At 43.3% G+C, this 26,272-nt stretch carries 18 protein-coding genes; 7 read left to right on the plus strand and 11 right to left on the minus strand.

What is annotated here, in order from left to right; translation table 11 throughout:
* Positions 1-164: 164 nt before the first annotated feature.
* Both murI and btuB read right to left on the minus strand, forming a co-directional pair.
* Positions 165-1,028 (minus strand): glutamate racemase, encoded by an 864-nt coding sequence (gene murI, locus QS795_RS16775; protein ID WP_286272373.1) that lies wholly within the window; start codon positions 1,026-1,028, stop codon positions 165-167.
* Complete coding sequence (btuB, locus tag QS795_RS16780; protein ID WP_318626655.1) at positions 973-2,895, minus strand: TonB-dependent vitamin B12 receptor BtuB; 1,923 nt, start codon at positions 2,893-2,895, stop codon at positions 973-975. Before btuB ends, murI begins: the two co-directional genes overlap by 56 nt.
* A gap of 477 nt (positions 2,896-3,372) precedes the next feature.
* On the opposite strand from btuB, the gene trmA reads away from it, so the two are divergent.
* Complete coding sequence (gene trmA / locus QS795_RS16785) at positions 3,373-4,470, plus strand: tRNA (uridine(54)-C5)-methyltransferase TrmA (RefSeq protein WP_286272367.1); 1,098 nt, start codon at positions 3,373-3,375, stop codon at positions 4,468-4,470.
* 87 nt (positions 4,471-4,557) lie between these two features.
* Here the strand turns inward: trmA and QS795_RS16790 are convergent, their stop codons facing one another.
* Both QS795_RS16790 and fabR read right to left on the minus strand, forming a co-directional pair.
* On the minus strand, positions 4,558-4,947 hold the full coding sequence (locus QS795_RS16790; RefSeq protein WP_154603290.1) for a YijD family membrane protein: 390 nt from the start codon (positions 4,945-4,947) through the stop codon (positions 4,558-4,560).
* Positions 4,948-4,957: 10 nt separating this feature from the next.
* Positions 4,958-5,617, minus strand: a complete 660-nt coding sequence (gene fabR, locus QS795_RS16795; RefSeq protein ID WP_036950902.1) for an HTH-type transcriptional repressor FabR — start codon at positions 5,615-5,617, stop codon at positions 4,958-4,960.
* Between the two features lie 335 nt (positions 5,618-5,952).
* Between fabR and sthA the strand changes: the two genes are divergently transcribed.
* Entirely contained in the window at positions 5,953-7,353 is a 1,401-nt protein-coding gene (sthA, locus tag QS795_RS16800) for a Si-specific NAD(P)(+) transhydrogenase (RefSeq protein WP_036950900.1), read from the plus strand.
* Positions 7,354-7,441: 88 nt separating this feature from the next.
* Here the strand turns inward: sthA and oxyR are convergent, their stop codons facing one another.
* Positions 7,442-8,347 carry a DNA-binding transcriptional regulator OxyR gene (gene oxyR / locus QS795_RS16805; protein WP_036950898.1) on the minus strand — a complete coding sequence of 302 codons (906 nt, stop codon included), beginning with the start codon at positions 8,345-8,347 and terminating at the stop codon, positions 7,442-7,444.
* A 1,349-nt stretch (positions 8,348-9,696) separates the two neighbouring features.
* Here oxyR and QS795_RS16810 point away from each other — a divergent pair.
* Complete coding sequence (locus QS795_RS16810) at positions 9,697-10,050, plus strand: hypothetical protein (protein ID WP_154603289.1); 354 nt, start codon at positions 9,697-9,699, stop codon at positions 10,048-10,050.
* Between the two features lie 62 nt (positions 10,051-10,112).
* Here the strand turns inward: QS795_RS16810 and argH are convergent, their stop codons facing one another.
* The 4 genes from argH to argC form a co-directional block, all read right to left on the minus strand.
* Positions 10,113-11,489 (minus strand): argininosuccinate lyase, encoded by a 1,377-nt coding sequence (argH, locus tag QS795_RS16815; RefSeq protein WP_286272365.1) that lies wholly within the window; start codon positions 11,487-11,489, stop codon positions 10,113-10,115.
* A 77-nt stretch (positions 11,490-11,566) separates the two neighbouring features.
* Positions 11,567-12,787, minus strand: a complete 1,221-nt coding sequence (locus tag QS795_RS16820; protein WP_036950892.1) for an argininosuccinate synthase — start codon at positions 12,785-12,787, stop codon at positions 11,567-11,569.
* Positions 12,788-12,854: 67 nt separating this feature from the next.
* A complete protein-coding gene (argB, locus tag QS795_RS16825; RefSeq protein WP_036950890.1) occupies positions 12,855-13,631 on the minus strand; it encodes an acetylglutamate kinase in 777 nt (258 codons plus the stop codon).
* Between the two features lie 34 nt (positions 13,632-13,665).
* The gene (gene argC, locus QS795_RS16830; RefSeq protein ID WP_286272360.1) at positions 13,666-14,670 is read right to left on the minus strand and encodes an N-acetyl-gamma-glutamyl-phosphate reductase; all 1,005 of its coding nucleotides are present in this window, start codon (positions 14,668-14,670) and stop codon (positions 13,666-13,668) included.
* 102 nt (positions 14,671-14,772) lie between these two features.
* On the opposite strand from argC, the gene argE reads away from it, so the two are divergent.
* The 4 genes from argE (at position 14,773) to gadC (ending at position 20,762) form a co-directional block, all read left to right on the plus strand.
* Positions 14,773-15,927: an acetylornithine deacetylase gene (argE, locus tag QS795_RS16835; protein WP_181477707.1), complete on the plus strand. Its 1,155-nt coding sequence runs from the start codon at positions 14,773-14,775 to the stop codon at positions 15,925-15,927.
* A gap of 263 nt (positions 15,928-16,190) precedes the next feature.
* Positions 16,191-17,078: a methylenetetrahydrofolate reductase gene (metF, locus tag QS795_RS16840; RefSeq protein ID WP_036950884.1), complete on the plus strand. Its 888-nt coding sequence runs from the start codon at positions 16,191-16,193 to the stop codon at positions 17,076-17,078.
* 667 nt (positions 17,079-17,745) lie between these two features.
* Positions 17,746-19,146, plus strand: a complete 1,401-nt coding sequence (locus QS795_RS16845; protein ID WP_154603284.1) for a glutamate decarboxylase — start codon at positions 17,746-17,748, stop codon at positions 19,144-19,146.
* Positions 19,147-19,223: 77 nt separating this feature from the next.
* The gene (gene gadC / locus QS795_RS16850; RefSeq protein ID WP_154603283.1) at positions 19,224-20,762 is read left to right on the plus strand and encodes a glutamate/gamma-aminobutyrate antiporter; all 1,539 of its coding nucleotides are present in this window, start codon (positions 19,224-19,226) and stop codon (positions 20,760-20,762) included.
* A 62-nt stretch (positions 20,763-20,824) separates the two neighbouring features.
* Here gadC and ppc read toward each other — a convergent pair whose 3' ends face one another.
* Both ppc and QS795_RS16860 read right to left on the minus strand, forming a co-directional pair.
* Positions 20,825-23,464 carry a phosphoenolpyruvate carboxylase gene (gene ppc / locus QS795_RS16855; RefSeq protein ID WP_286272359.1) on the minus strand — a complete coding sequence of 880 codons (2,640 nt, stop codon included), beginning with the start codon at positions 23,462-23,464 and terminating at the stop codon, positions 20,825-20,827.
* Positions 23,465-23,827: 363 nt separating this feature from the next.
* Positions 23,828-26,269 (minus strand): bifunctional aspartate kinase/homoserine dehydrogenase II, encoded by a 2,442-nt coding sequence (locus QS795_RS16860; RefSeq protein ID WP_154638644.1) that lies wholly within the window; start codon positions 26,267-26,269, stop codon positions 23,828-23,830.
* Between the last annotated feature and the right edge of the window lie 3 nt (positions 26,270-26,272).

The raw sequence follows: 26,272 nt of genomic DNA on the forward strand, positions 1-26,272 counted from the left end.
TTTGCTTAATCTTTTCAGATTCTCTCGCTGCCGGTTCAGTGTCCATCGCGCTTTGCGTTGGCTTGTTCCCAGTCAGTGGATGCGCATTATAGGGAGTCAGAAAAATCTGGCAACCCTTTTTTTGATGTTTTTTTTCGTTCGCTCAGCTTTTCAGCTAATTTGGCTTAAATGGCTAGTTTTTTCAGCGATTTGAAGCCTTCCGCCTCAAGAACAGGTCTTAATTCTTGTAAACTCTCGTTCATTAATAAGCAGTAAGCGAAGTCTTCTTCATTTGAATCCGTTACTTCAGCCTGATTATTGATGAGCCAAACGGTTCTTCTGGCAATCGCGGCGCCAGAATCAATGAATCGCGTTCCACTTGGTAGCACTTTTTCCAACTCTTCTACTATAAGAGGGAAATGGGTGCAGCCAAGAATCACCGTATCTGGGGCTTCTTTCATTTTGATCCACGGTTTGACGGCTTGAGCCACTTCATCCAGCGGCAGTATTTCACCATGTAACTTTCTTTCTGCCAATTGTACGAGTTCTGCTGAACCTAAAGAGATCACTTTGCAGTCCGTCGCAAAACGTTCAATCAGCTCTTTTGTGTATTCACGATTTACCGTGCCCCGAGTCGCCAATAAACCAACGATACCGTTACGCGTCAGTTTGGTTGCAGGCTTAATCGCTGGAACGACACCGACAATTGGGAAAGTAAAATTCGCTCTTAAGTTAGGTAAGCTCACCGTGCTTGCAGTATTACACGCAATAACGGCAATGGTGAGAGGATGCTTTTTCGCGATGGCATTAACGATTTGATAAACCCTATCAATAATGAACTCTTCGCTTTTCTCTCCATAAGGGAAAGCTTCATTATCGAATGCATATATATAGTGCGCATTTGGGATCAGTTTTTTGACTTCGCGATAGACAGATAACCCGCCCACTCCGGAGTCAAATACCAGAATGGTCGGGCGAACAGATAGGTTGTTATCAGAAGTTGTAGCTTCCTGTGAGGAAATATTCTCTTCCAGCGGTGCGATAACCATACGCGGTCTCATAGTCTTTATCGAACATATTAGCTATTTTACCACGAATTGTGAGATGTGAAGTGATTGGATATGCAGCTGTGATATCCCAAAGGCTTACACCCCCGAGTTTTAGGCTTTCTGACTTACCATTCTCATAATAAGCAGTATCATGTCGCGAGCCGATATATTGATAGGTCAAGCCCATATCGAGTTTTTCTATATTCCAATCTAACTGATACTTAACTTGTTGCTGAGCTCGGCGTTCCAATACCTTATTGGTATCTTTATTACGAGGATCAATATATTGGTACGTAAATTGGTGATGGAATATCCACGTATCAAACTCACCAACCCATTCAACACCTTTAATTTCAGCCTTACCAATATTTTCATAAGAATTGAACTGCGCACCAGACTTATATGCAATTAAATTATCAATATCATTATGGTACGCATTGATTTGCCAAAATAAAGGACCTGTTGTGCCTTCTAAGCCAATTTCCCATTGTTGGCTTTCTTCAGGTTTTAGGTCTGGGTTTCCTTTCATTTTCCATGAAGGGTTATCTACATATAGCTGATTTAAATTAGGTGCTTTATAGGCGGTAGCATAAGAACCAACAAGTTTGTAGCCATCATAAAACTCCCAACTCAGCCCAGACTGCCATGTTGTATGCCAATCAAACTCTGAGTGGTGATCCGAGCGTATAGCTGCTTCAGCAATCACTGAATCTATTAGTGCATATTGCCCCGTAAGATAGATTCCCGTGTTATTAACGGTTTGTTTTTTACTCGTATTTGTGTAACCGCCTGGTTCAACACTTTGACGTTGATAATCAACGCCGGTGCTGAGACTACCTTTACCAAATTGGTAGTTATTACCCCATTGCAGATTATATTGTTTCGACTCATCCAGATTAGAATGCAGCCCATATTGACCGTATCTTGGATCGTAATTGTAATCTTTAGAGTGGCTATAACTTCCTAGCAATGATGTTGAGTAATTGCCTTGATGGTATTTCAGACCTGTTTCATAAGTTCGACTCGAGAACTTACGCGTATCAACAAGGTAATGCTGCATATTTGTGTAATCGGTATCATAGCTACCATCATAATCAGTCCGGTTATCATAACCATAGCCACGGGCATAAGCCGAAACATTCGGAGAGAATTGATGTTCAATTCCCAGCCATAGTGTTTTATTTAAGAAACCGTCTTTATCTGACTGAGGATATCCATTTGGGTAATTCCCTGTACTTCCTCTCGCCTCTACATCAAACCCTTTTGTATAGGTATAAGCCGCCGCGCCCGTTACGGTTGTATTCTCACCAATCTTCTGCTGCGTTGAACCGTTATAGTTTTGATAGCCATATGAACCGATCCCTGCATTCAAGGTGGTTCCTTCATTATTACGGCGAGTAATAATGTTAATCACCCCACCCACCGCATCAGAGCCATAAACGGCTGAACGTGCGCCACGAATATACTCAATACGCTGCACTAGCGAGATTGGAATTTGACTCATATCTGAAGAACCAGAAATTCCCGCTTGATTAAGACGAACACCATCAATTAAAACCAAAACATGGCGTGATTCTGTTCCTCTAATAAAGAGAGAACTTTGTTGCCCTATTCCACCATTTTGAGCAACATCCACCCCCGGTAAACGTCTCAATACATCAATCACGGTATTTGACTGCCAATGATCAATATCTTCACGGGTCACCACAGTCACTGGCGCTAATATAGAAGAGATAGGTTGTTCGAAACGGTTAGCAGACACCACCATTTCATCTGACGAATTAGAGCTTGCACTTGCCAAAGAGGAAATACCGCACAACACGGCCAGAGCTGCCACCGAAAGCGATAGCGACTTGTTATTATTCATTATGTTTACACTCGGAAAATCAATTAAATTAACATTCCGCGACGCCGAAAATCAGATCCGCGCTGAGATTCAACAAAGCGATAAGAGTTGTGGTAGGTATCGGACTTATAAAGTGACAAGTTGGGTTTCTATATATGAAGCGATATATAAAATGAAAATTCGACCTGTTATATCCCCTAAATAATTCAAGCTGCATGTAGGCGGCAAGCGAAGATATTCCTAGGAGCATACTGCAGTATGTGACTAGGATAGCTGAGCGATGCCAACACCCATGTAGCTTGAAGAATGACGGGGATACCTTAATTACCGTTGCGCGTCAGCTTTGGACTCTCACCAAATTCCCTCAACCACAGCACATAATCCTAAATTGAATAACTATCAGTGTCCATGAATCGATAATGAAAACTGGACATCTTCGCTGCTTGCCCTACAATTTCGCCCCTGATGTGAATTTTGACTGTTTTATGGGGCCATATGATGCAAAACACCTTGCACACCGAAGATTACGAACTGCAACTTGCAGAGAAAGTTGACCGTCTGAAGAGTTTGATGGCCCCTTATGCTGCGCCTGAACCTGAAATTTATTCATCTCCAACCTCCCATTATCGGATGCGTGCAGAATTTAGAATTTGGCACGAAGGCGATGACCTATTTCATATTATGTTTGATAAAGAGACCAAAGAACGCATTCGAATTGAGTCATTTCCAGTTGCTAGCCAGCTAATCAACGACATGATGGCTGAACTTCTGCCTTTATTAAAACGCTCTGAATTACTGCGCCACAAATTATTCCAGATAGATTACTTATCGACGCTAAGCAATAAGCTGATTGTTTCTCTGCTTTATCATAAAAAATTAAGTGATGAATGGACGGAACAAGCCAAACAATTGAAAGCCGATTTAACGGCCAAAGGCTTTGACGTTCAAATTATTGGTCGCGCCTCTAAAACTAAAATTATGCTCGACCACGATTATGTCGATGAAGTTTTACCTGTAAAAGGGAAAAACATGATTTATCGTCAGGTGGAAAATAGTTTCACACAGCCAAACGCGCAGGTGAATATTAAAATGTTAGAGTGGGCGATTGATGCGACTCGACATTCAACCGGCGATTTATTAGAGCTGTATTGTGGTAATGGCAACTTTTCACTGGCGCTGGCTCAAAACTTCAATCGTGTTTTAGCGACTGAAATTGCCAAGCCTTCAGTGCATGCGGCGCAATACAATATAGAAGCTAACAAAATAGATAATGTGCAGATTATCCGAATGTCTGCGGAAGACTTTACCCAAGCAATGAATGGTGTACGTGAATTTAACCGTTTAGAGGGAATTAATTTAGCAGACTACCAGTGCAATACGATTTTTGTCGACCCACCACGTAGCGGCTTAGATGACAAAACTGTTCAGCTGGTACAAGAATATGACCATATTCTGTATATCTCCTGTAACCCGGAAACCCTGTGCGATAATTTAGCGGAACTCACCAAAACCCATAAAGTCGAAAAACTGGCTTTATTTGACCAATTCCCATATACCCATCATATGGAAAGTGGTGTGTTACTCACTCGACGCTAATACTCTCTATAAATTATTCCCTATAAATTATCCATAAAAAACGCCGCACTATTATGTTGCGGCGTTTCTTTTTATTCAAAACTGATATTAATGTTCAGTTTCGCTTTCTAGAGCTTGTTCTTGCAGCTCTTTTTTACGCGCTTTCCAACTGGTATACATCCACAATGCAATAATGACAATCACCGTTGCTGGGATAAAGTTAGAACCGACATCAGGATGTTGGACGCGTAAAATCGCTGCGTAGCCAAACATACCTAAGAAAAAGCTGCCGGCGACAAATTTTGGTAATCCCATTGGCATAGCTTGATTTAAATAGCGCTGGTGTAAACAGTAAACAGCCAAAATTAATGTGACGATTGGGAAGATAGAAAATTCCACAAAGGAATTAAACAGGGTAGAGAACGTTCCATGAGTCGATAAGCCGATTACTAAAGATAGCAGTAACGTGCTTCTCTCATAATTCTTGTGTTCCGTCATTGTCTCTCCTTTACTCTTTGGTTAAGTCAGGGTCTGTATCATTTTGTTTTTCTTGCTCGCGGCGGTACCAGTAATATGCGCCTTTAGCTATCATACGTAGCTGTAATACTAACCGCTCTTCGAGGCGTCGACGTTTTTCTTCATCAATATCAAGCGCTTCAGCGCCCGCACTAAACACAATAGTGACCATAGCTTCGGCTTGCATTTCAGTGAAATACCGCGGTGTACGATTTTCTAATTCAAGATAATCCGCTAATTCTGCAATAAAATGTTGGATTTCTCGTGCGACCGCAGCACGAAACTCAGCAGAAGTTCCTGAGCGCTCACGTAATAATAACCTAAACGCGTTAGGGTTATTACCAATAAACTCCATAAAAGTGGAGACTGACGTGCGGATCACACTCCCGCCTTTTGCGATACGTTGACGCGCTTGTCTCATGAGTTGGCGTAGCATCAAACCACTTTCATCAACCATGGTTAACCCAAGCTCATCAACATCTTTGAAGTGACGGTAAAACGAAGTTGGTGCGATGCCCGCTTCACGAGCGACTTCCCGTAAGCTGAGGCTAGTAAAACTACGTTCTGCACTTAATTGGCTAAATGCCGCTTCCACGAGCGAACGACGAGTTTTTTCTTTCTGTTTTGCTCTAACGCCAATAGTGTTGCTCACGATTTTCCTAGTTTTCTACAATTAAAACGCCGCGAATAGATCAAAATATCACTTTTGAATGCGCCCATCCGTTAAGCATACCTGAAAATTATTAATCTAGTTTAATGAAAAGATGACTCTCCCATCAATTTCGCCATTTTCAGAATTTCACCCAGCTTCATTTTTTCTAGGCTGTGTCTTTTATCGATTTTTTTCTATAAATTTTTTATATACTTTGCGCGCCTTTATTTTTATCTGCTTTCTATACTTATTTGTCTTTAGGATTTCGAATTGAGACAAGATGGCAAACGAATGTTACTATCACAACGTCCCTAGAATTAAAACAGGCTTACCTCATGCAACAACATACCCATTTTGATGCAATTGTCATTGGTTCAGGTCCTGGTGGTGAAGGTGCCGCTATGGGCCTGGTTAAACAAGGAAAAAACGTTGCTGTTATAGAACGTTATAACAGTGTCGGCGGCGGCTGTACCCACTGGGGTACTATTCCCTCTAAAGCCCTTCGTCATGCTGTTAGTCGAATTATCGAATTTAATCAAAACCCTCTATATAGTGATAATTCCCGCAGTTTACGCTCCTCTTTTTCTGAAATTCTTACTCATGCCGAAACCGTTATAAGTCAACAAACTCGTATGCGTGAAGGGTTTTATGAACGCAATGGTTGCCAAATGTTTTCTGGTGAAGCAACTTTTGTTGATGATCAACATGTTAGCGTACGCTATGCAGATGGAAGTTGTGATGTCCTTAGCGCAGATAAAATTATCATTGCGACTGGATCACGACCTTATTGCCCGCCTGATGTTGATTTTACCCACTCCCGAATTTATAACAGCGATACCATTCTCAGCCTTTCCCACGAACCTCGCCATGTGATTATTTATGGTGCGGGTGTGATTGGTTGTGAGTACGCATCCATATTTCGTGGGTTAGGGGTCAAAGTCGATTTGATCAACACTCGCGATCACTTATTGGCATTCCTTGATCAAGAGATGTCTGATGCATTGTCTTACCATTTCTGGAACAGTGGCGTAGTTATCCGTCACAACGAAGAATATGAGAAGATTGAAGGTTTAGATGATGGCGTTATTGTTCATCTTAAATCAGGTAAGAAAGTGAAAGCAGATTGCTTATTGTTCGCGAACGGTCGTACTGGTAATACTGATAATATCGGTCTGGCGAATGTGGGGATCGAAGCGGATGGTCGCGGCTTAGTCAAAGTTGACCATGCTTATCGCACCAGTAATGAGCATATCTATGCTGTTGGCGATGTGATTGGCTATCCAAGCCTAGCTTCTGCGGCTTATGATCAAGGGCGCATTGCGGCTCGTGCAATTACCTCTGGCTTAGGTAATGCCCATTTAGTTGAAGATATTCCGACGGGCATTTATACCATTCCAGAAATTAGTTCCGTGGGTAAAACAGAACAAGAATTGACGGCAATGAAAGTCCCTTATGAAGTTGGTCGTGCTCAGTTTAAACATTTAGCACGAGCACAGATTGCTGGCATGAATGTGGGTAGTTTGAAAATTCTCTTCCATAGAGAAACTCTTCAAATTTTAGGTATTCACTGTTTCGGTGAGAGAGCGGCTGAAATTATTCATATCGGCCAAGCGATTATGGAACAAAAAGGTGAAGGGAATACCATCGAATACTTCATTAATACCACATTTAACTATCCAACCATGGCTGAAGCGTTCCGAGTTGCGGCATTGAATGGTCTAAATCGACTGTTTTAGCGGTTCTCTACGCTTTACACTGAATGATTGGCTTTAGAATAAGTGATTGCAGGTTTATTCCCGCAATCACTTTTTTTGTTTTTATCGCTTACTTTTTATTTCTGTAGTACTTATCCATCGAGCTGTAAATTGTCTCAGCAAGCTGCTCATAACGTCCACGCAATGGAGAGCCCGGACGATAAACTAATACAATGCGGCGTTTTGGCTCAGGTTCAATACAGTTCAAGTAACAAACGCCATCCCGACAAGCCTCATGAGGTACAGCCAAATCAGGCAGCAATGTAATTCCGCTACCCGCTGCTACCATGTTTCTCAGCGTTTCTAAGCTTGTCGCTCTGAAATGGGTATCTTCTTTTGCCCCGGCTTGGAAACAGAATCCCATCGCTTGATCACGTAAACAGTGACCATCTTCCAACATCAATAATTTTTCACCCGCTAATTCGCCCATTTCAACCGTGTCACGGTCATGCCATGGGTGATTTTCATAAATCGCGAGTTTCATTGGCTCTTCAAATAATGGCACCACAATAAATGGTTCCGTTTCTTTGACTTCTGCCAGAATGGCGCAATCCAACTTACCACTATCTAACTGAGCTAATAATTGCTGAGTTTGTGCTTCGTGTAAGTAAATTTCTAATTTAGGGTGCACACGGTGTAATTCAGGAATAATGTGCGGAAGCAAATAAGGTGCAACAGTTGGGATCAGTCCTATATGTAAAGGCCCTGACATGCTTTCACCTTGTAAAGCGGCCATTTCTTGTAGAACTTTTATCTCTCTTAAGATCGTTCTTGCTTGCTCAACGAGCAATAAACCTTGTTGAGTAAAAAGCACTTTTCGGCTGGTTCTTTCTAATAGCATCACGCCGAGCTCTTCTTCAAGCTTACGAATTTGACCGCTCAGCGTAGGCTGACTTACATGGCAAGAATCCGCAGCACGTCTAAAGTGCTTGTGCTCAGCAAGTGCAACTAGGTACTCCAGATCACGAATATTCATCCGCCTTTTTCCTCTCGTTATGCCTGACTATATAGATAATACCAATCATTATAGAGAATATATAACGTTTCATCTATTGATAAAAATAAAAAGCAATATTTAAATTTTTTTAAGAAAAATCTCATTTAAATATGAAACAAACTGTAATATATGGAAAATAAATGTATCAGTCTTTTTCCGAATAAAAAATGATTTCAATATGCAACAATCAACCATTTTTACTCGCTAAAAGAGTAATTATTATGTATTAAAAAATATTCAAGTAACTATTCCAATAAACTTCTTAATATATCTTTCTTCTCATTATCGCACTTACGAACTAGTTCAATGAATCACCAGAGGCATCCACTAAACCTATCAACCTCACTACACTTTCCTCATCGAGCAATATCAGAAGAAAAAATGAATAATTTTATTAAAAATAATAACATACAAAATTAATTATTTGTTTTTTTTGACATATTTTTAAATATTTTTAACGTTGAAGTTAATCACCTTAATGCCAATAATATACCTACTTGAACGCAATTAGCACAATTTAGAAATTACGTTGATAAGAATCATGAATTGGTAAAGAGCTATCAATAACCCCATAAAAACCATTAAAATAAATAATCATTTATTCAAATTAGTTGAATCCATTTGCCAATGATGGCTTTGGATAGCTGAATAATACTCAATAGCAATGATGCTAAATGTTAAATACATATTACCCATTATTAGAGTATTTATATTGATACTTAGCCATCCTGATAATTGCTCTTAAATTCCTATATAGAATGGCTACCAAACAAGCTAATAGGACTTAATACCCGAAAATGAGGTAATAGCAAAAATAAGGGATATAGCTTTATTAAGTATTAGCTCATAGTAATGAAACATTTTGTTATATTCTCTTTCATATTTAATTAAAGTTTGTAAATACATATAAAAGAATATATTAAAGTGATCTGCATAGATTTCAATATTCATTATCACTCACCTAACGAATGAGTGTACTCAAAACTCAATAACTAGCAATTTAATTCATCAATATATGATAAGTAAGTTTCTTGTATCAAAATTATAAACAAATTGGTTCTTAACTAGTTTTTTATGGGTATATGTTTTTACTTATACTATATTTAACTTATCCCATATTGTTTAATTTAATTTTAAAATTTCCATACATTTGATTTTCAATATTTACACCTTAATGGAGTTATTTGAATTATTATAAGCCCCATCAAATAGCACGAGGTAATTGAAAAAAGAAAAGTAGCTAATATATATCTTACGCAATACCGAATTAATTAAATTAATACACTTAAACAAATTGATTAAACACAAATCAGTTAGGGGATACTATTATGAAAAATTTACCATCAATCGCTAAAAAAACCTTCTTTCGCGCAGTCATGGCATTATTACTCGTTCCTGCTTTTAGCGCCGTTAATGCCTATGCAGAAAACAGCGAACATAACGGTACCATCCAATTTACAGGCTCAATTGTCTATGCATCTTGCTTGAATGAAGTAAATAATAATAATGTCACTGTAAATTGTCTGAACGACAATGACGATATGGTTGCCAATAACATTGATCTGAAAAAGTTAGTGAAAACTCAAGGTTGGAAAGTCCTGAATGGCGGTCGAAGTGTTTATTCTTATGATTGGGTGAATGAAGACAAACAGATGGGTATGTTAACAATTAAATATAGTTAAGATTAAACGTTATGGAAATTGGGGTAGCCATGCTACCCCCCATTTTTTCTACATGTCTTTATTTACATCTTCAAGCGAGTTCTCGCATCCACAATAGCTTTTGCTACCTGCTTTTGAGATACCCCACCTTTTGCTAATCGCTTATCAAGACAAGATTGTAGAGATAAAATCTCATACACATCCAGTTGGATAGTTGCACTGAATTTTTGCAAATCACTTAATGCCATCTCTTCTAATGCCTTACCCTGCGCTATCGCAGCCACCACCGCTTCACCCACAATATGGTGAGCTTCACGGAATGGAACGCCTTTCGCCACTAGATAATCCGCCAGCTCAGTCGCATTTGCATAACCTTGTTTTGCTGCATCTTCACAACGAGGACGACGAATTTGGATACCATCCAGAACGAGTACAGCCATATGCATACAATCTAACCATGTATCGAGGGCATCGAATAATCCTTCTTTGTCTTCTTGCATATCTTTGTTGTAAGCAAGCGGCAACCCTTTCAGGGTCATCATCATGCCAGTCAATGCCCCTTGAACACGGCCACATTTACCACGAATTAACTCCAATGCATCAGGATTTTTCTTTTGCGGCATCAGCGACGAGCCTGAAGTCACTTTATCGGATAACTCCACAAACCCTGCTTCACCACTGTTGAAGAAAATCAAATCTTCAGCAAAGCGAGATAAATGCACCATGCCGATGCTGGCGTCAGATAAAAGTTCTAACACATGGTCTCTATCAGAAACGGTATCTAAACTGTTACGCGTTGCGGATGAAAAGCCTAACCATGATGCTAATTGCTCACGGTCAATATCATAGGCCGTACCCGCCAAAGCCCCACAACCTAATGGGCTGACATCTAAACGCTTTAAAGTATCTTGCAAACGGCTTTCATCACGAGACAACATTTCGTTATACGCTAAACACCAATGGGCGAATGTCACTGGTTGAGCACGTTGTAAGTGGGTATAGCCCGGCATCACTGCATCTTGGTTATTTTCAGCGGTGATGACCAACGCTTTTTGTAATTCGGTGACGGCTTCTAATAACAGCGCCACTTGGTCTTTACACCACAGTTTTAAGTCCGTTGCGACTTGGTCATTACGGCTACGACCTGTGTGCAGCTTTTTCCCTAAATCACCGACTTTATCAATCAGTTTACCTTCTACCCAGCTATGGATATCTTCGGCGTCACTTTGCAAGATAATCTCAGGATCGGCTTGCACTTCCGCCAATAGCGCATTGAGTGCTTGCTCGAGAGATTTTTGCTCGCTATCAGACAGCACGCCAACTGTGACCAATGCTTTTGACCATGCCACAGAGCCAATAATATCCTGCTCAGCTAAGCGATAATCAAAACGCAGTGAATCATTGAATTGTTTAAACCGTTGATCTGCCTGCTGACTAAAACGTCCACCCCAAAGTGCCATAACGAGTCCCTACCTGATTGATAAAATAAGTATCTGCCCGACAGCCTTATTTGGCTGTCGGAGTCATACTGATAAAACTATTTTGCTTTGTTCTGTTCTTTCAGCGCACGAATACGTGAAGAGAGTGAGTAGAGGCGGATAAACCCACCAGCATGGCTGTGATCGTAAACTTCATCTTCACCAAATGTTGCAAACTCTTCAGAGTACAGGCTCTTATCCGCTTTCTTCTGGATAGCCGTCACTTGCCCTTTATACAATTTCAGAACCACTTCACCGGTCACATCCTGAGCCAGAGATTCTGCTGCTGCTTGCAAAGAATGACGAAGTGGCGCAAACCAGCGACCGTCATACACCACATAAGACATTTCCAGACCTAGCTGTTCACGCCATTTGTAGCTATCGCGGTCTAATACTAATTGCTCAACACCACGCAGTGCTGCCATCATGATGGTGCCCCCTGGGGTTTCATAGCAGCCACGGGATTTCATACCCACTAAACGGTTTTCCACGATATCGATACGGCCCACGCCATGTTTTGCACCCAGCGTATTTAATGTTTCTAAACAGCCTAATGGAGACAGCGCTTTCCCGTTTACAGAAACCACTTCGCCGTGTTTCACGCCAACCGTCACCAGCTCAGCTTCATCCGGTGCGTCTTTCGGATCAACAGTCCATACCCAGCAATCTTGGTTAGCGGCATTCCATGTGCTTTCCAATACGCCGCCTTCGGTAGAAATGTGCCATGCGTTTTCATCACGGCTGTAGATTTTCTCTAAGCTAGCAGTTGTTGGAATATTACGTTCTTTCAGGTAATCCAGCAGAGCTTCACGGGAACGTAAGTCCCACTCACGCCATGGTGCAACCACTTTCAGTTGTGGTGCTAATGCGGTGTAAGTGCTTTCGAAACGCACTTGGTCGTTACCTTTACCGGTCGCGCCGTGCGCGACGGCATCTGCACCAACTTTCAGTGCGATTTCAACTTGTGCTTTAGCGATAATTGGACGCGCCATTGACGTACCCAGTAAATAGCTACCTTCATACAGCGCACCTGTTTTCAGCACTGGGTAGATATATTCCTTGATAAATTCTTCACGCAGGTCAACTACATAGCATTCAGAAGCACCTGATTGCAGGGCCTTTTTCTCAACACCGACTAAGTCTTCTCTGTCTTGACCCACATCAGCAACGAATGCCACGACTTCACAGTCATCGTAGTTTTCTTTTAACCATGGAATGATAGCCGACGTGTCTAATCCACCGGAGTACGCTAATACAATCTTCTTAATGCCCTTTTTCATAAATTACCTATCCCAATTCTTTTAAAATAAATGTTTGATTTGTCTATTTGCTTGCTCAGTTCTGCACTCAAGAAGCAAGAATTCGTGTGCCAATCGCGGTGCCATTAAATAATGATGGCAACTGTTCCGCATGGCGCCAGCTCGCAATATCCACTGGACGTTGCAATGTGGACGCCGCTTCTAACGCCGCATTCACTTTAACAATCATTCCATCCGTGATGATGCCTTGATCAATCAGTTTCTGCGCTTTAGCGGTGGTCATTTCATCAATCTTTTGGCCTTTACCATCCAAAATACCGCTCACATCAGAAAGCAGGACTAAATCTGCATTCAGTGCTTGAGCAATCGCTGTCGCCGCTTGGTCTGCATTGACATTCATCAGTTGCCCCTCTTCAGTGATCCCGATAGAGCTAATGATTGGCAAATATCCCGCAGACAGTAATAGTTTCAGTAACTTCGCATCACCCGCTTTCGCACTACCCACATGACCGAGTTCATCATTAATTTGCGTAACCACTGCACTGTGCCCATCCCCAAGGGATAAACCCACCGCTTGCAATTGATGTTTAATCGCCCATGCCAACAAGGTTTTATTCGCCGTTCCGGCTAGTGCACCCGTAATAATGTCAATTTGATCTGCTGGTGTGACACGCAATCCTTGCTTTTTCACGACGGGTAATTGCAGTTTTTGCATTAATTCATCGACTAAACACCCACCACCGTGAACAATCACCAGCTCACGTTGATGAGCCTGACGGTAGGTTTGGATCGCCGTAAATAATCTTTCTAGGGCTTCTTCGCTATCGAGTAACACACCACCCAATTTAATGACTAAAGGTTGCATGGGGATTTATCCTTAATAAATTGCCATAAGAGCATTAAAGTAATGATTGCGTTTCGTTGAAACCAAACCGAATATTCATGCACTGAACCGCTTGCGCTGCGGCACCTTTTAATAGGTTATCTTCTGTACCTACTAAAATCAGGTGCTCACCTTTCAATACAAAGCCGATATCACAAAATGGCGTGCCAACCACCGATTTCAGTGCAGGAACGCCTTTATCATATAAACGGACTAACGGTTTATCGTGATACGCATCTTTAAATGTTTGGCTAATTTGCTCCGCTGTAACGCCGGCTTTCACTTTGCAAGTGATGGTCGCCAGTATGCCCCGTGCAAAATTGCCTAAATGTGGCGTGAAAATCACATTTCTACCTAGATGCGTCGCGATTTCAGGTTGATGACGGTGAGTGAAAATACCGTAAGGCTGTAAGCTCACTTCGCAAAAGCTGTTCGTCATGGAAGCTTTGCGCCCTGCCCCTGAAACTCCACTGGTCGCATTAATCACTGGCCACATGTTTTCATCGAGCAAATCCGCTTCAATCAGCGGCTTTAATGAAAGTTGAGAAACCGTTGGATAACACCCCGGCACCGCAATCAGCTGAGCTTGACGGATTTTATCTGCCTGCCATTCCGCTAAACCGTAAACTGCTTGCATTAACCACTGGGTATTTGTATGTTCGAAACCGTAGTATTGCGGATAAAAAGCTGCATCTTGAACACGATAAGCACCCGAAAGGTCAAACACCACGCAACCCGCTTCAAGAAACTGGGGCGCGATGTCATGACTCACTTCATGGGCGGTCGCGAGGAAAACAACATCGACCCCTTTTGCTGCCTCAGCCACATCGGTAAGCGGCCGAACCGGAAGGTCGATAATGCCTTTATACTGGGGATGTAAATCAGAAAAGCATTTACCTGCATCCGCACTTTGTGCAGAAACCATCAGCCCAGAAAGATGAATATCGGGATGACGTTGTAAGTAAGCGGCTAATTCTGCTCCAGTATAACCACTGGCCCCGACAATGAGTGTGTTCAACATGTGTTTTCTACCTTGTACTCGTGACCCAAACAGTTTAATGTGTATTTTTATTCAAATAAAGTGCATGAATATTGATACTATTATGGATAAAGGCTGTCAACAGTGAATATTAAATTACCTGCATTTATTGAGATTTATCGTCAATTAATCGCCACGCCGTCGATTAGTGCGACCGATTCGCAACTCGATCAGAGTAACCGAGCGCTGGTGGAGCTATTAGGTGGATGGTTAGAAACCTTAGGCTTTACTGTGAATATTCAACCGGTCCCTGATACCCGAGATAAATATAACCTGTTAGCCTCGATTGGCGAGGGTAACGGAGGATTGATGCTATGTGGTCATACGGACACCGTGCCATTTGATGAGGGTCGCTGGAGTAAAGATCCGTTTAAACTCACCGAACATAATGGCAAGTTGTATGGGCTAGGCACCGCCGATATGAAAGGTTTTTTTGCCTTTATTATTGATGCGCTGCGTGATGTTGACCTCAGTACCTTAAAGCGCCCTCTGCATATTCTTGCCACGGCAGATGAAGAAACCTCGATGGCTGGTGCTCGCTTTTTTGCCGCCAGTACCGAATTACGCCCTGATTTCGCCATCATTGGTGAACCGACGTCATTACAGCCTATTCGCGCGCATAAAGGACACCTTTCCAATGCCATTCGTATTACAGGTCAATCTGGGCATTCCAGTGATCCAGATAGAGGCGTTAATGCCATTGAATTAATGCATGAATCTATCTCTCACTTAATGACTTTGAGAAATACATTGAAAGAGCGCTATAACAACCCTGCGTTTGTGATCCCGTATCCAACCATGAACTTTGGTCATATTCATGGTGGTGATGCAGCGAACCGAATTTGTGGTTGCTGTGAATTACATATGGATATTCGCCCACTGCCAGGTTTAACGTTGCAAGATCTGGACGAGCTACTCAATGAAACTCTCGAACCCGTTCGAGCAAAATGGCCGGGTCGCTTAGCCATTGAAGAGATGCACCCCCCGATCCCTGGCTATGAATGCCCGACAGATCATAAAATGGTCGCAGTCATTGAGCAGTTATTAGGTAAAAAAGCGGAAACCGTAAACTACTGTACGGAGGCGCCATTTATCCAAGAACTTTGCCCGACACTGGTGCTGGGCCCCGGCTCTATTGAACAAGCCCACCAGCCTGATGAGTTCATCGATATGAGCTTTATTGAACCAACCCGCCAACTCATCAGCCAAATGGTCGAGCACTTCTGTTTTACTGAATAGTGTTTTATTGAATAATGTTTTACTAAGTAATGTTGTACCGCATGCGGAGTCACTCGGCTCCGCATTTCCCCATCATGAATTTTTCTCTTATTGCGCCTGAAAAAACATCAATTCCAAATTTGATTTAGGAGTTGACTCTCTCTCTCAATATCGCGTAATCTCTATTTGGACGTCTAAACGTATAGAAGTACAAAAGAATGCATATAATCAAATAACGAAAATAATCATTACATAATCAGTTTCTTGAGGCGAGGTCACAGGGTATGAGTTTCTTTCACGCAAATCAGCGCGAGGCGTTGAACCAGAATTTAGCTGAATTAGATGGGCAGATTAATGTCTCATTTGAATTTTTCCCACCTCGCTCAGCAGAAATGGAACAGACATTGTGGAAATCTATCGATAGGCTCAAGGTCTTAAAACCGAATTTTGTCTCTGTCACCTACGGCGCTAACTCCGGTGAGCGAGATAGAACCCATAGCATCATTAAAGATATCAAAGACAAAACAGGATTAGTAGCCGCACCGCACTTAACCTGCATCGATGCCAGCCCTGATGAGCTAAAAACTATCGCTCGAGATTATTGGAACAACGGTATTCGCCATATTGTGGCATTACGGGGAGACCTTCCTGATAACAGCCGTAAGCCCGATATGTATGCAGAGCACTTGGTTGAATTACTGAAAACTGAAGCTGACTTTGACATTTCCGTCGCCGCTTACCCTGAAGTACACCCTGAGGCCAAAAGTGCTCAGGCTGACTTAATCAATTTGAAGAAAAAGATTGAAGCCGGAGCCAACCGTGCCATTACCCAATTTTTCTTTGATGTTGAAAGCTACCTACGTTTTCGTGACCGCTGCGTAGCAACGGGTATTGATGTGGAAATCGTACCGGGAATTTTGCCTGTTTCTAACTTCCGCCAGCTAGAACGTTTTGCCAAAATCACCAATGTGCGTATCCCAAGTTGGATGAATAGAATGTACGAAGGCTTAGATGATGACCCTGAAAGCCGCAATCTTGTTGGTGCGTCAATTGCCATGGACATGGTGAAAATTTTAAGTCGTGAAGGCGTAAAAGATTTCCATTTTTACACCTTAAACCGCTCTGAATTGACTTACGCCATTTGCCATACATTAGGCGTTAGACCAAAATAATTGGGTGTAAGGTGAAGCAGCCACTTTATTCCATATTACTTATCGGGTTAATTCATTTATCGTGAATTAACCCAGTCATATTCCCCTTTCCTCTATTCTATTTATCGCCATTCTCTATAATTCCATTTTCCATAGTTAATACAGGCTAAAACCAGTCATTATTAGACTAGATATTAAAATTATGGCATAAATAATTAATTGAATATGTCCAAATAGAATTAAAATACATTAAATATTTAATTAAAAACCTGAAATTAGATCAATCCAAAACAAATAGTCTTTTAATGATGTACTGCTTAATATCATTAAAAACCACATAAAACGCTATTTTATCCTTCTTCACCATTATTTTCCTGATAATGAAAATATTATTTTTTCAATAGCTTACAAAATCAAGGAAACCGCACATCCCATTGATGCAACTCATTTTTTCACATTGAATGACGTAGTGAAAACCCAGATTAACAATGTTGATAAATTGTTATACCTGATTAACTTCGAATTTAAATCATATTTACCATGAAAACAAATAATCAAAAAAAACACTATTAAAATCAGACTTTCTTTTAAAGAACTTTATTCTGTTTTATTTTTATGCTTATATGAAAATATAAGATTATTGATCATTCCTAGTAATAACATCTCAATTATTGAGGAGATTCGTTGTATGAATAATAAATCAGTATCTTCAAAATATAGTGAATTAGATGATATTTATGCTTCATTTGATTTATCCCAATCCTTACCAAAAACGAAATTCCCAATCAAAGAAAGCGACCCGAGAAATGTATTTAGTGCAGTTCGTGATGAGCTAATGCTAGATGGTAATTCCCGACAAAACTTAGCGACATTTTGCCAAACATGGGTAGATGACGAAATTCGTAGTTTGATGGATCTCTCTATCGACAAAAACATGATTGATAAAGACGAATATCCGCAAACTGCCGAAATTGAAAACCGCTGCGTGCATATGCTCGCTGATTTATGGAACTCTCCTGACGCGCTCAACACATTAGGCTGCTCAACGATTGGCTCTTCAGAAGCCGCAATGTTAGGGGGGCTGGCGTTAAAATGGCAATGGCGTAAAAAACAAGCAGCCAAAGGAAAACCAACCGATAAACCTAACTTAATCTGTGGTCCTGTCCAGATTTGTTGGCATAAATTTGCCCGTTATTTTGATGTCGAACTGCGTGAAATTCCGCTCGAAGGCGACCGCCTGATCATGAGCCCAGAAGAAGTTATCAAACGCGTTGATGAAAATACTATCGGCGTCGTTCCAACTCTAGGCGTGACGTTCACTTGCCAATACGAACCCGTGAAAGCTGTTCATGATGCATTGGATAAACTGCAAAAAGAAACGGGCTTAGACATTCCTATCCACGTGGATGGTGCAAGTGGTGGTTTCCTCGCGCCTTTCTGTGCGCCTACACTGGAATGGGATTTCCGTTTACCTCGCGTTAAATCCATCAACGCATCTGGACACAAATTTGGTTTAGCGCCATTAGGCGCTGGTTGGGTAATTTGGCGTGAAGCAAAAGATCTCCCAGAAGAGCTCATTTTCAATGTGAACTACCTTGGCGGTAACATGCCAACCTTCGCATTAAACTTCTCTCGTCCGGGTGGACAAATCATTGCACAGTATTACAACTTCCTGCGTCTTGGTCGCGAAGGATACGCCAAAATTCATAATGCCTGCTATGCCACCGCTCAATACCTTGCCCGTGAAATTGAAAAACTGGGCCCATTTGAGATGATTTTTGATGGCGATAGTGCCAAAGGTATCCCAGCACTGGCATGGAAATTAAAAGACGGTGCGAAAACCAGTAACTACTCTTTATATGATATTGCAGACAAACTACGTAGCCGCGGCTGGCAAGTCCCCGCTTACTCAATGCCTGCAAACCGTGAAGATCTGGTGATCCAGCGTATTTTAGTCCGTCACGGTGTCAGCCTCGACCTCGCCTCATTACTCATCGAAGACTTCAAACGCACCCTCGAATATTTCGAGAAACACCCTGTCAGTACACCACTTTCTGAAGAAGAAAGCGGCGGTTTCAATCACAGCTAATCCTTAGTCGTTTATCCAGTCGGCGTATTCATTTATGCGCCGACTGACTTCGTAAAACATATGACAGGAGAATAGGCATGGCGACGTCAACAACAGCTCCAGCCGCAAAACAACTCACCTTGTTAGGTTTTTTTGCGATCACCGCGTCTATGGTGATGGCGGTCTATGAATATCCGACATTCGCCACATCGGGTTTCAGTTTAGTTTTCTTTTTACTCTTAGGGGGATTGCTATGGTTTATCCCCGTAGCCTTATGTGCTGCCGAAATGGCTACCGTTGAAGGCTGGGAAGAAGGGGGAATTTTCGCGTGGGTTTCCAACACATTGGGAGAGCGTTGGGGATTTGCGGCGATTTCATTTGGTTATTTACAAATTGCGATAGGCTTTATTCCGATGCTGTACTTTGTACTCGGCGCCCTATCCTACATATTAAATTGGCCAGAGCTCAATACCGATCCCGTCACCAAAACTATCGGTGCTCTGGTAATTTTATGGGTTCTCGCCTTTACCCAATTTGGGGGAACCAAATATACAGCAAGTATCGCAAAAGTCGGTTTCTTTGCTGGGATTTTATTACCGGCTTTAATTCTCGTTGGGCTAGCGATTAGCTACTTGGCAAGTGGTGCCCCTTTAGCTATCGAGATGAGCACAAAAACCTTTATTCCTGACTTCACTCAAATCGGCACATTAGTGGTCTTTGTTGCCTTTATTCTCAGTTACATGGGTGTTGAAGCCTCAGCAACCCACGTCAACGAAATGAAAAACCCTGGTCGAGATTATCCTGCGGCAATGTTTTTACTGATGATTGCGGCGATTTGCTTAAGCTCTATTGGTGGTTTATCGGTTGCTGCCGTGATCCCTAACAGCGAAATCAACCTGTCTGCGGGTGTGGTACAAACCTTTGAAGTTCTCGTTAGCCACTTTAATTCCACCTTAGAGTGGGCAGTACGGATTATTGCTGCGTTGCTGTTACTCGGCGTATTAGCGGAAATTGCCTCTTGGATTGTAGGGCCTTCCCGTGGGATGTATGTCGCTGCACAAAAAGGAATTCTGCCGAAAAGCTTTGCCAAAGTGAATAAAAACGGCGTACCAGTCACGTTAGTCATTTCCCAATTACTGATCACCACGGTGGCGATTATTGTCCTCACCAACACAGGCGGCGGCGGGAATATGTCCTTCCTGATAGCGCTGGCATTAACTGTTGTTATTTATCTGTGTAGCTACTTTATGCTGTTCCTCGGTTATATGCATTTAGTCTGCAAACAATCAGATAAAAAACGGGCATTCAACGTACCGGGCGGTAAAGGCTTTAAATTATTAATCGCGTTTGTTGGGTTAGTGATCTCAATTCTGGCATTTGTGGTGTCATTCTTCCCGCCAAGTTCATTACCAGGCGGAGCAGATGATACGACTTACGTAACGCTGCTAGCGGTCAGTTTTGTGATTATCTTCCTGCTACCTTTTGTGATTTATGCATTCCACAATAAAGCCGGAAAATCCACCAACGTCTCCATGGTGCATATCAAAACGCACAATGCCCCAACTAACCATTTCTTTATCCATCCACGGGCGCGTTCGCCTTACCATCTGATCCATAATGATCAGAACAAAAAATAACGTTCAACCATAAACGAAAAAGGCTGCCAATTGGCAGCCTTTTTACTGACAGAAACTAATCGTTATCCGGTATTACGCATACCCGCCGCAACACCAGCAATGGTCACCATCAACGCTTGCTCCACACGTGGGTCTGGATGCTCTTGTTGACGAGAACGTTGGAGCAATTCGGCTTGAAGAACGTTCAGTGGGTCAGTATAGACGTTACGTAGCGCGATAGATTCTGCAATCCACGGTAAATCCGCCATCAACGCTTCATCTTTAGAAACAGCTAAAACACTCTTAATATCTTCAGATAACTGGTCACGCAGCTTTTGTCCCAGAGGCCATAAACGTTTTTCAACGAGGCAATGGTCATAGTATTCCGCCAGCCATAAATCGGCTTTCGCGTACACCATTTCCAGCATCGCAATACGGGTTTTGAAGAATGTCCACTCTTGCCACATTTCATCCAGTACCGCTTGCTTGCCTTCTTTTTCGATAACATGTTTCAGCGCCGCACCTGCCCCTAACCACGCGGGCAACATCAAGCGGTTTTGTGTCCACGCAAAAATCCAAGGGATAGCGCGAAGGGTTTCAACGCCCCCAGTAGGACGACGTTTTGCAGGGCGAGAACCTAATGGCAATTTACCCAGCTCTAACTCTGGGGTCGCCGCACGGAAATACGGGACAAAGTCAGGCTGTTCACGCACATAATCGCGATACATCGCGCAAGACACATCAGACAGCGAATTCATCACCGCCTTCCACTCTTCTTTCGGCTCTGGCGGTGGCAGTAAGTTAGCTTCAAGGATAGCGCTCGCATACATGGCTAAGCTGCTAATGGTCACTTGCGGGAGACCAAACTTAAAGCGGATCATCTCGCCTTGTTCCGTCACACGCAGTCCGCCTTTTAAGCTTCCCGGTGGTTGGGAAAGTAGTGCAGAGTGTGCCGGAGCACCACCGCGGCCAATGGTGCCGCCACGCCCATGGAACAGTGTCAGTTTTACGCCTTCTTTATCGCACAACTTAATCAGGGCATCTTGTGCACGATACTGCGCCCATGATGCCGCCATCACACCCGCATCTTTTGCAGAGTCCGAGTAACCAATCATCACCATTTGGCGATCATCAATCAGCTCACGATACCACTCAATGCTGAGCAACTTAGTCATCACGCTTTCGGCGTTATTTAAGTCTTCAAGGGTTTCGAACAGTGGCGCAACCGGCAATTTAATCGAAGCACCCGCTTCTTTTAGCAGGAGTTTGACGGCTAAAACGTCGGATGGCACTTTCGCCATCGAAATCACGTAAGCGGCGATAGAGTCATTCTTCGCTTTAGCGATAACGCGGCAAGTTTCGAACACTTCTTGCGTTTCAGCTGTCGGTTGCCAGTCTTGTGGGATCAGCGGACGACGAGATTGCAGCTCAGTCAGTAAGAAATCTTGTTTCTCTTGTTCTGACCAATCGCCATAGTTACCCAGTCCCAAATATTCTGTCAGTTCAGACAGCGCATCTGTATGGCGAGTGCTTTCTTGGCGCACATCGATACGCACCAATTGCAGACCAAAGCTGCGAATACGGCGCAGCGTATCTAACAGTGAACCATTAGCAATAATGCTCATATTACAAGCAACTAGCGATTGGTAGCAGGTATACAGCGGATCCCACAGTTGCGCGTTATCCGTCAGTAAATCCGCTGGTGGCAGAACTTGCTCGCCTTTCACTCGGCGCTCTAAATATTCCAATGTAGAGAACAGTTGGCTACGCAGATTTTTGGCAATTTGGCGATATGGCTCATCCACATCATCGCCGCCCGCCAGCGCACGTAGTTCTGGCGTCGCTTCCGTCATAGAAAGCTCCGACACCAAGACCTGAATATCTTTCAAGAATAAATCGGCAGCTTTCCAACGGCTTAATAATAGAACGTGGCGAGTCACTTCCGCGGTCACATTCGGGTTGCCATCACGGTCGCCCCCCATCCATGACGTAAAGCGGATTGGGTTGGCTTCGACAGGTAATTCAGCCCCAATGGACTCTTCGAGCTGTTCATTGAATTCCCGTAAAAATGCCGGAACCCCTTCCCACAATGAGTTTTCAACAACCGCAAAGCCCCATTTGGCTTCATCGATTGGCGTAGGGCGAATTTTACGAATTTCATCGGTATGCCAAGATTGCGCCACCAATTGACGTAAGCGACGCATAATATTGTTGCGTTCGTAATCCGCTAAATCATCATGGTCGAGCTGGGATAAACAGGTGTTCACCTCAACCAGTTTGTGAATTAAGGTGCGGCGGGCGATTTCGGTTGGATGGGCAGTCAGTACCAGCTCAATAGAGAGCTCTTCAACGGCTTTTTGAATATCACCGTGGCTAAAATCATGCTCTTTTAAACGCCCAAATAATTTCTGTAGGGCAACAGGGTTACTCGCCGCTTCACCGTGGGGAGAAATACTGTGGTATTGCTCTGCCACGTTGGTTAAGTTTAAGAATTGGTTGAATGCCCTCGCAACGGGTAATAGCTCATCGTTGGTGAGTGTTTGCAAAGTCATTAATAATTTTTGGCGCTGAACTTCATTACCTGCGCGGGAGGATTTGGATAACTTGCGAATAGATTCGACTTTATCGAGGATATCTTCACCAAGAGCGTCTTTGATGGTATCACCGAGTAGCTTACCCAACATACTGACATTACTGCGCATTGCGGAATATTGCTGATTCATGGGACTCCTGATCTTGTGCTGTTGGCAGGATGCCACCCCGCTTCTCGTGAACGGTTAACAAACTGCGCTGGATTTCCTGTAATAAAATTTCAGTCGGCTAGAATTATGTTTTGTGATGCAGACCGCGAATTTCACCCTGTACCCTATATTCATATCAGAAAAAAAGCGCTTTGGGTGATTTTTCTGAAATTTAATTACAGCACTATTTTTATTAATTTTTCTTATTTAAGTATTGCGTCAGCGCAATCTATCGTCGATTCAGCACTTTTAAGTCATGAATCTTATTTAAGAATAAAATAGGAATGGGAAAATTTGAGAAATGAAGAGAACGCACGAGTTTATCTACCCCGTGCGTTGCTGATTTTATAAAAGCTGAGAAAGTCGATTCAAGTCAGATTGGATAGCGCCAGCGGTCACATCGCGACCTGCTCCCGGTCCGCGGATCACCAATGGGTTATCACGATACCAACGGCTTTCAATGGCAAAAACGTTATCCCCCGGTAATAAAGAGGCTAACGGATGCTCAGGTTTAACCGCCTCGACACCCACTTTTGCTTTACCTTTCACCGCATCAAACCGCGCTACATAACGTAGCACTAATCCTAGCTCCTTCGCGGCTTCTAAGCGCTGCTGCATCTGATCGTTAATCACGGCGCTATTTTCAAAGAATTCATCCAGTGAGCCCGTTTCCGCTTGCGCTGGCACTAATGATTCCACGCGCACGTCATCCGGTTCGATATCATAGCCCGCTTCTCGCGCTAGAATAATGAGCTTGCGCATCACATCTTGCCCAGATAAATCGATGCGAGGATCCGGTTCTGTTAATCCTTGCTGCCAAGCTTGCTCGACAAGCTCACTGAAAGGCACAGAGCCATCAAATTGCAAGAATAGCCACGATAATGTGCCGGAGAAGATCCCACTGATCGCCAGAATCGCGTCACCACTTTCTTTGAGATCGCGCACGGCGTAGTTGATCGGCAACCCCGCGCCGACGGTCGCGTTGTAGAGCCAATGGCGCCCCGTCTTCGCAAACGCATCACGAATATCACGGTATTGCTGAGTAGGCGCCGCCCCTGCAAGTTTGTTTGCACTGATAACGTGGAAACCATAGCTCGCAAAATCCACATAACTATTGGCGAGCTCGCCGCTGGCGGTGACATCCAACACAATCAGGTCATCATAAGGGTGCGCTCGCATCCATAAAAACAGATTATCGTCTTGGTGCTCAACTGCTTCGTCATCAAAGAAGGCTAATGCGCGGCTTGGGTCGATACCTTGGTAATTCAATAAACTGCGGCGGCTATCTACCACGCCCGCCAAGACAAAATCAAAGTCACTGCGAGCAGAAATATTTTGCTGCTCGACCGAAAACAGCTCTAACCAACGAGCGCCAATATTACCTTTACCAAACAACACTAAGCCAATGCGCTTTTCGGCACGGAATAAGCTTTGGTGCATGCCTTGAATAATATGCTCAGTTTGATTAGTACGCAGTACCGCGACTAAGCTAATGCCATCTTCTGAGTGCCAGATAAACTCAACCGGCTGCCCTTTGAGTTCTTCATAAAAGCGGTGGCTGTGCAGCGGTTTTTTACACACACCAGCACCAACCAGAGCCACCAGTGAAAAACCTTCACGTAATGAAAGAGACCCCGGCAATGCCGCTTCTTCCAACACATTCAATGCACTTTCGACCACTTCCGAGGTGTAGCACAGTTGCAAGATAGCGCGATCATGGTGAACACCTCGCGCCAGAGGGCGAAGTTGTACGCGTTTTAATAATAAATCCACATCCTTGCAGATTTGGTTAAAATCGCGCCCTGCGGCAATTCGCAGCTCAATTAAGCACACATCGTTATGGCTGGTGACAATTTTTGCCCCTGTACCCGACGCTAATACACGCTCAATTTTGGTGGAGCCTTGTTCCGGTTGGTAGCTACAGCGCAGCTGCAAATCAATGTTGCTGACAGAAACCGGCTGCAAAGTACGCGTATGTAAGACAGGTGCGGCAAGGCGTGCCAATTCACTGGCTTCATCTAACCGCAACAATGGTAGCAAGCACGCATCTTTTACTTTGCGAGGATCCGCGCTGTATACCCCGGCCACGTCACTCCAAATGGTGACTTTGCCGACATCAGCTAATGCCCCAACTTGGGTAGCCGAATAGTCGCTGCCGTTACGCCCCAATAAGACGGTTTCACCTTTTTGGTTGCGGGAGATAAACCCTGTGACCACAAGGCGGCGCTGGGGATGTTGCACCAATAATTGCTGTAAGAGATGGCGGGATTGAACCTCATCCACCTGTGGTTGCGCGGCTCTTTCTGCGCGCAAAAATGCACGTGCATCTAACCAAGCGCTTGCCATATCAAACTGTTCAAGCACGGCGGACATTAAACGTGCTGACCAGATTTCACCGTGCCCCACGACTTCTGCGTAAGTGGCATCATTGATAGGTTTATCCAGTAGCCCGCTGAGGCGTTCTAAATCCGCAACAAATAGCTGATTGAGCTCATCGGCCTTCTCTTCAGGAAGTAGGCCGCTAATCAAATCTTGCTGGTAGCGGCGTAGCGCTTGCTGTACTTGATGGGCAGAAATACGATCACTCTGGCTCAGTTTAAGCCAACTTATCAGCTGGTTTGTGGTACTCCCTGCCGCAGAAACAACCATTAAATCGCCGGGTTGGCTGTAGTTCGCCATAATGGTGGCGACACGCTGATAACATTTCACATCAGCTAAACTACTTCCCCCAAACTTATGTAACTGTCGGTGACAAGGGATCACCTCAAATGCTGTTATTGCACTCATCAA

Source organism: Providencia zhijiangensis, from assembly GCF_030315915.2.
GTDB classification, from domain to species: domain Bacteria; phylum Pseudomonadota; class Gammaproteobacteria; order Enterobacterales; family Enterobacteriaceae; genus Providencia; species Providencia zhijiangensis.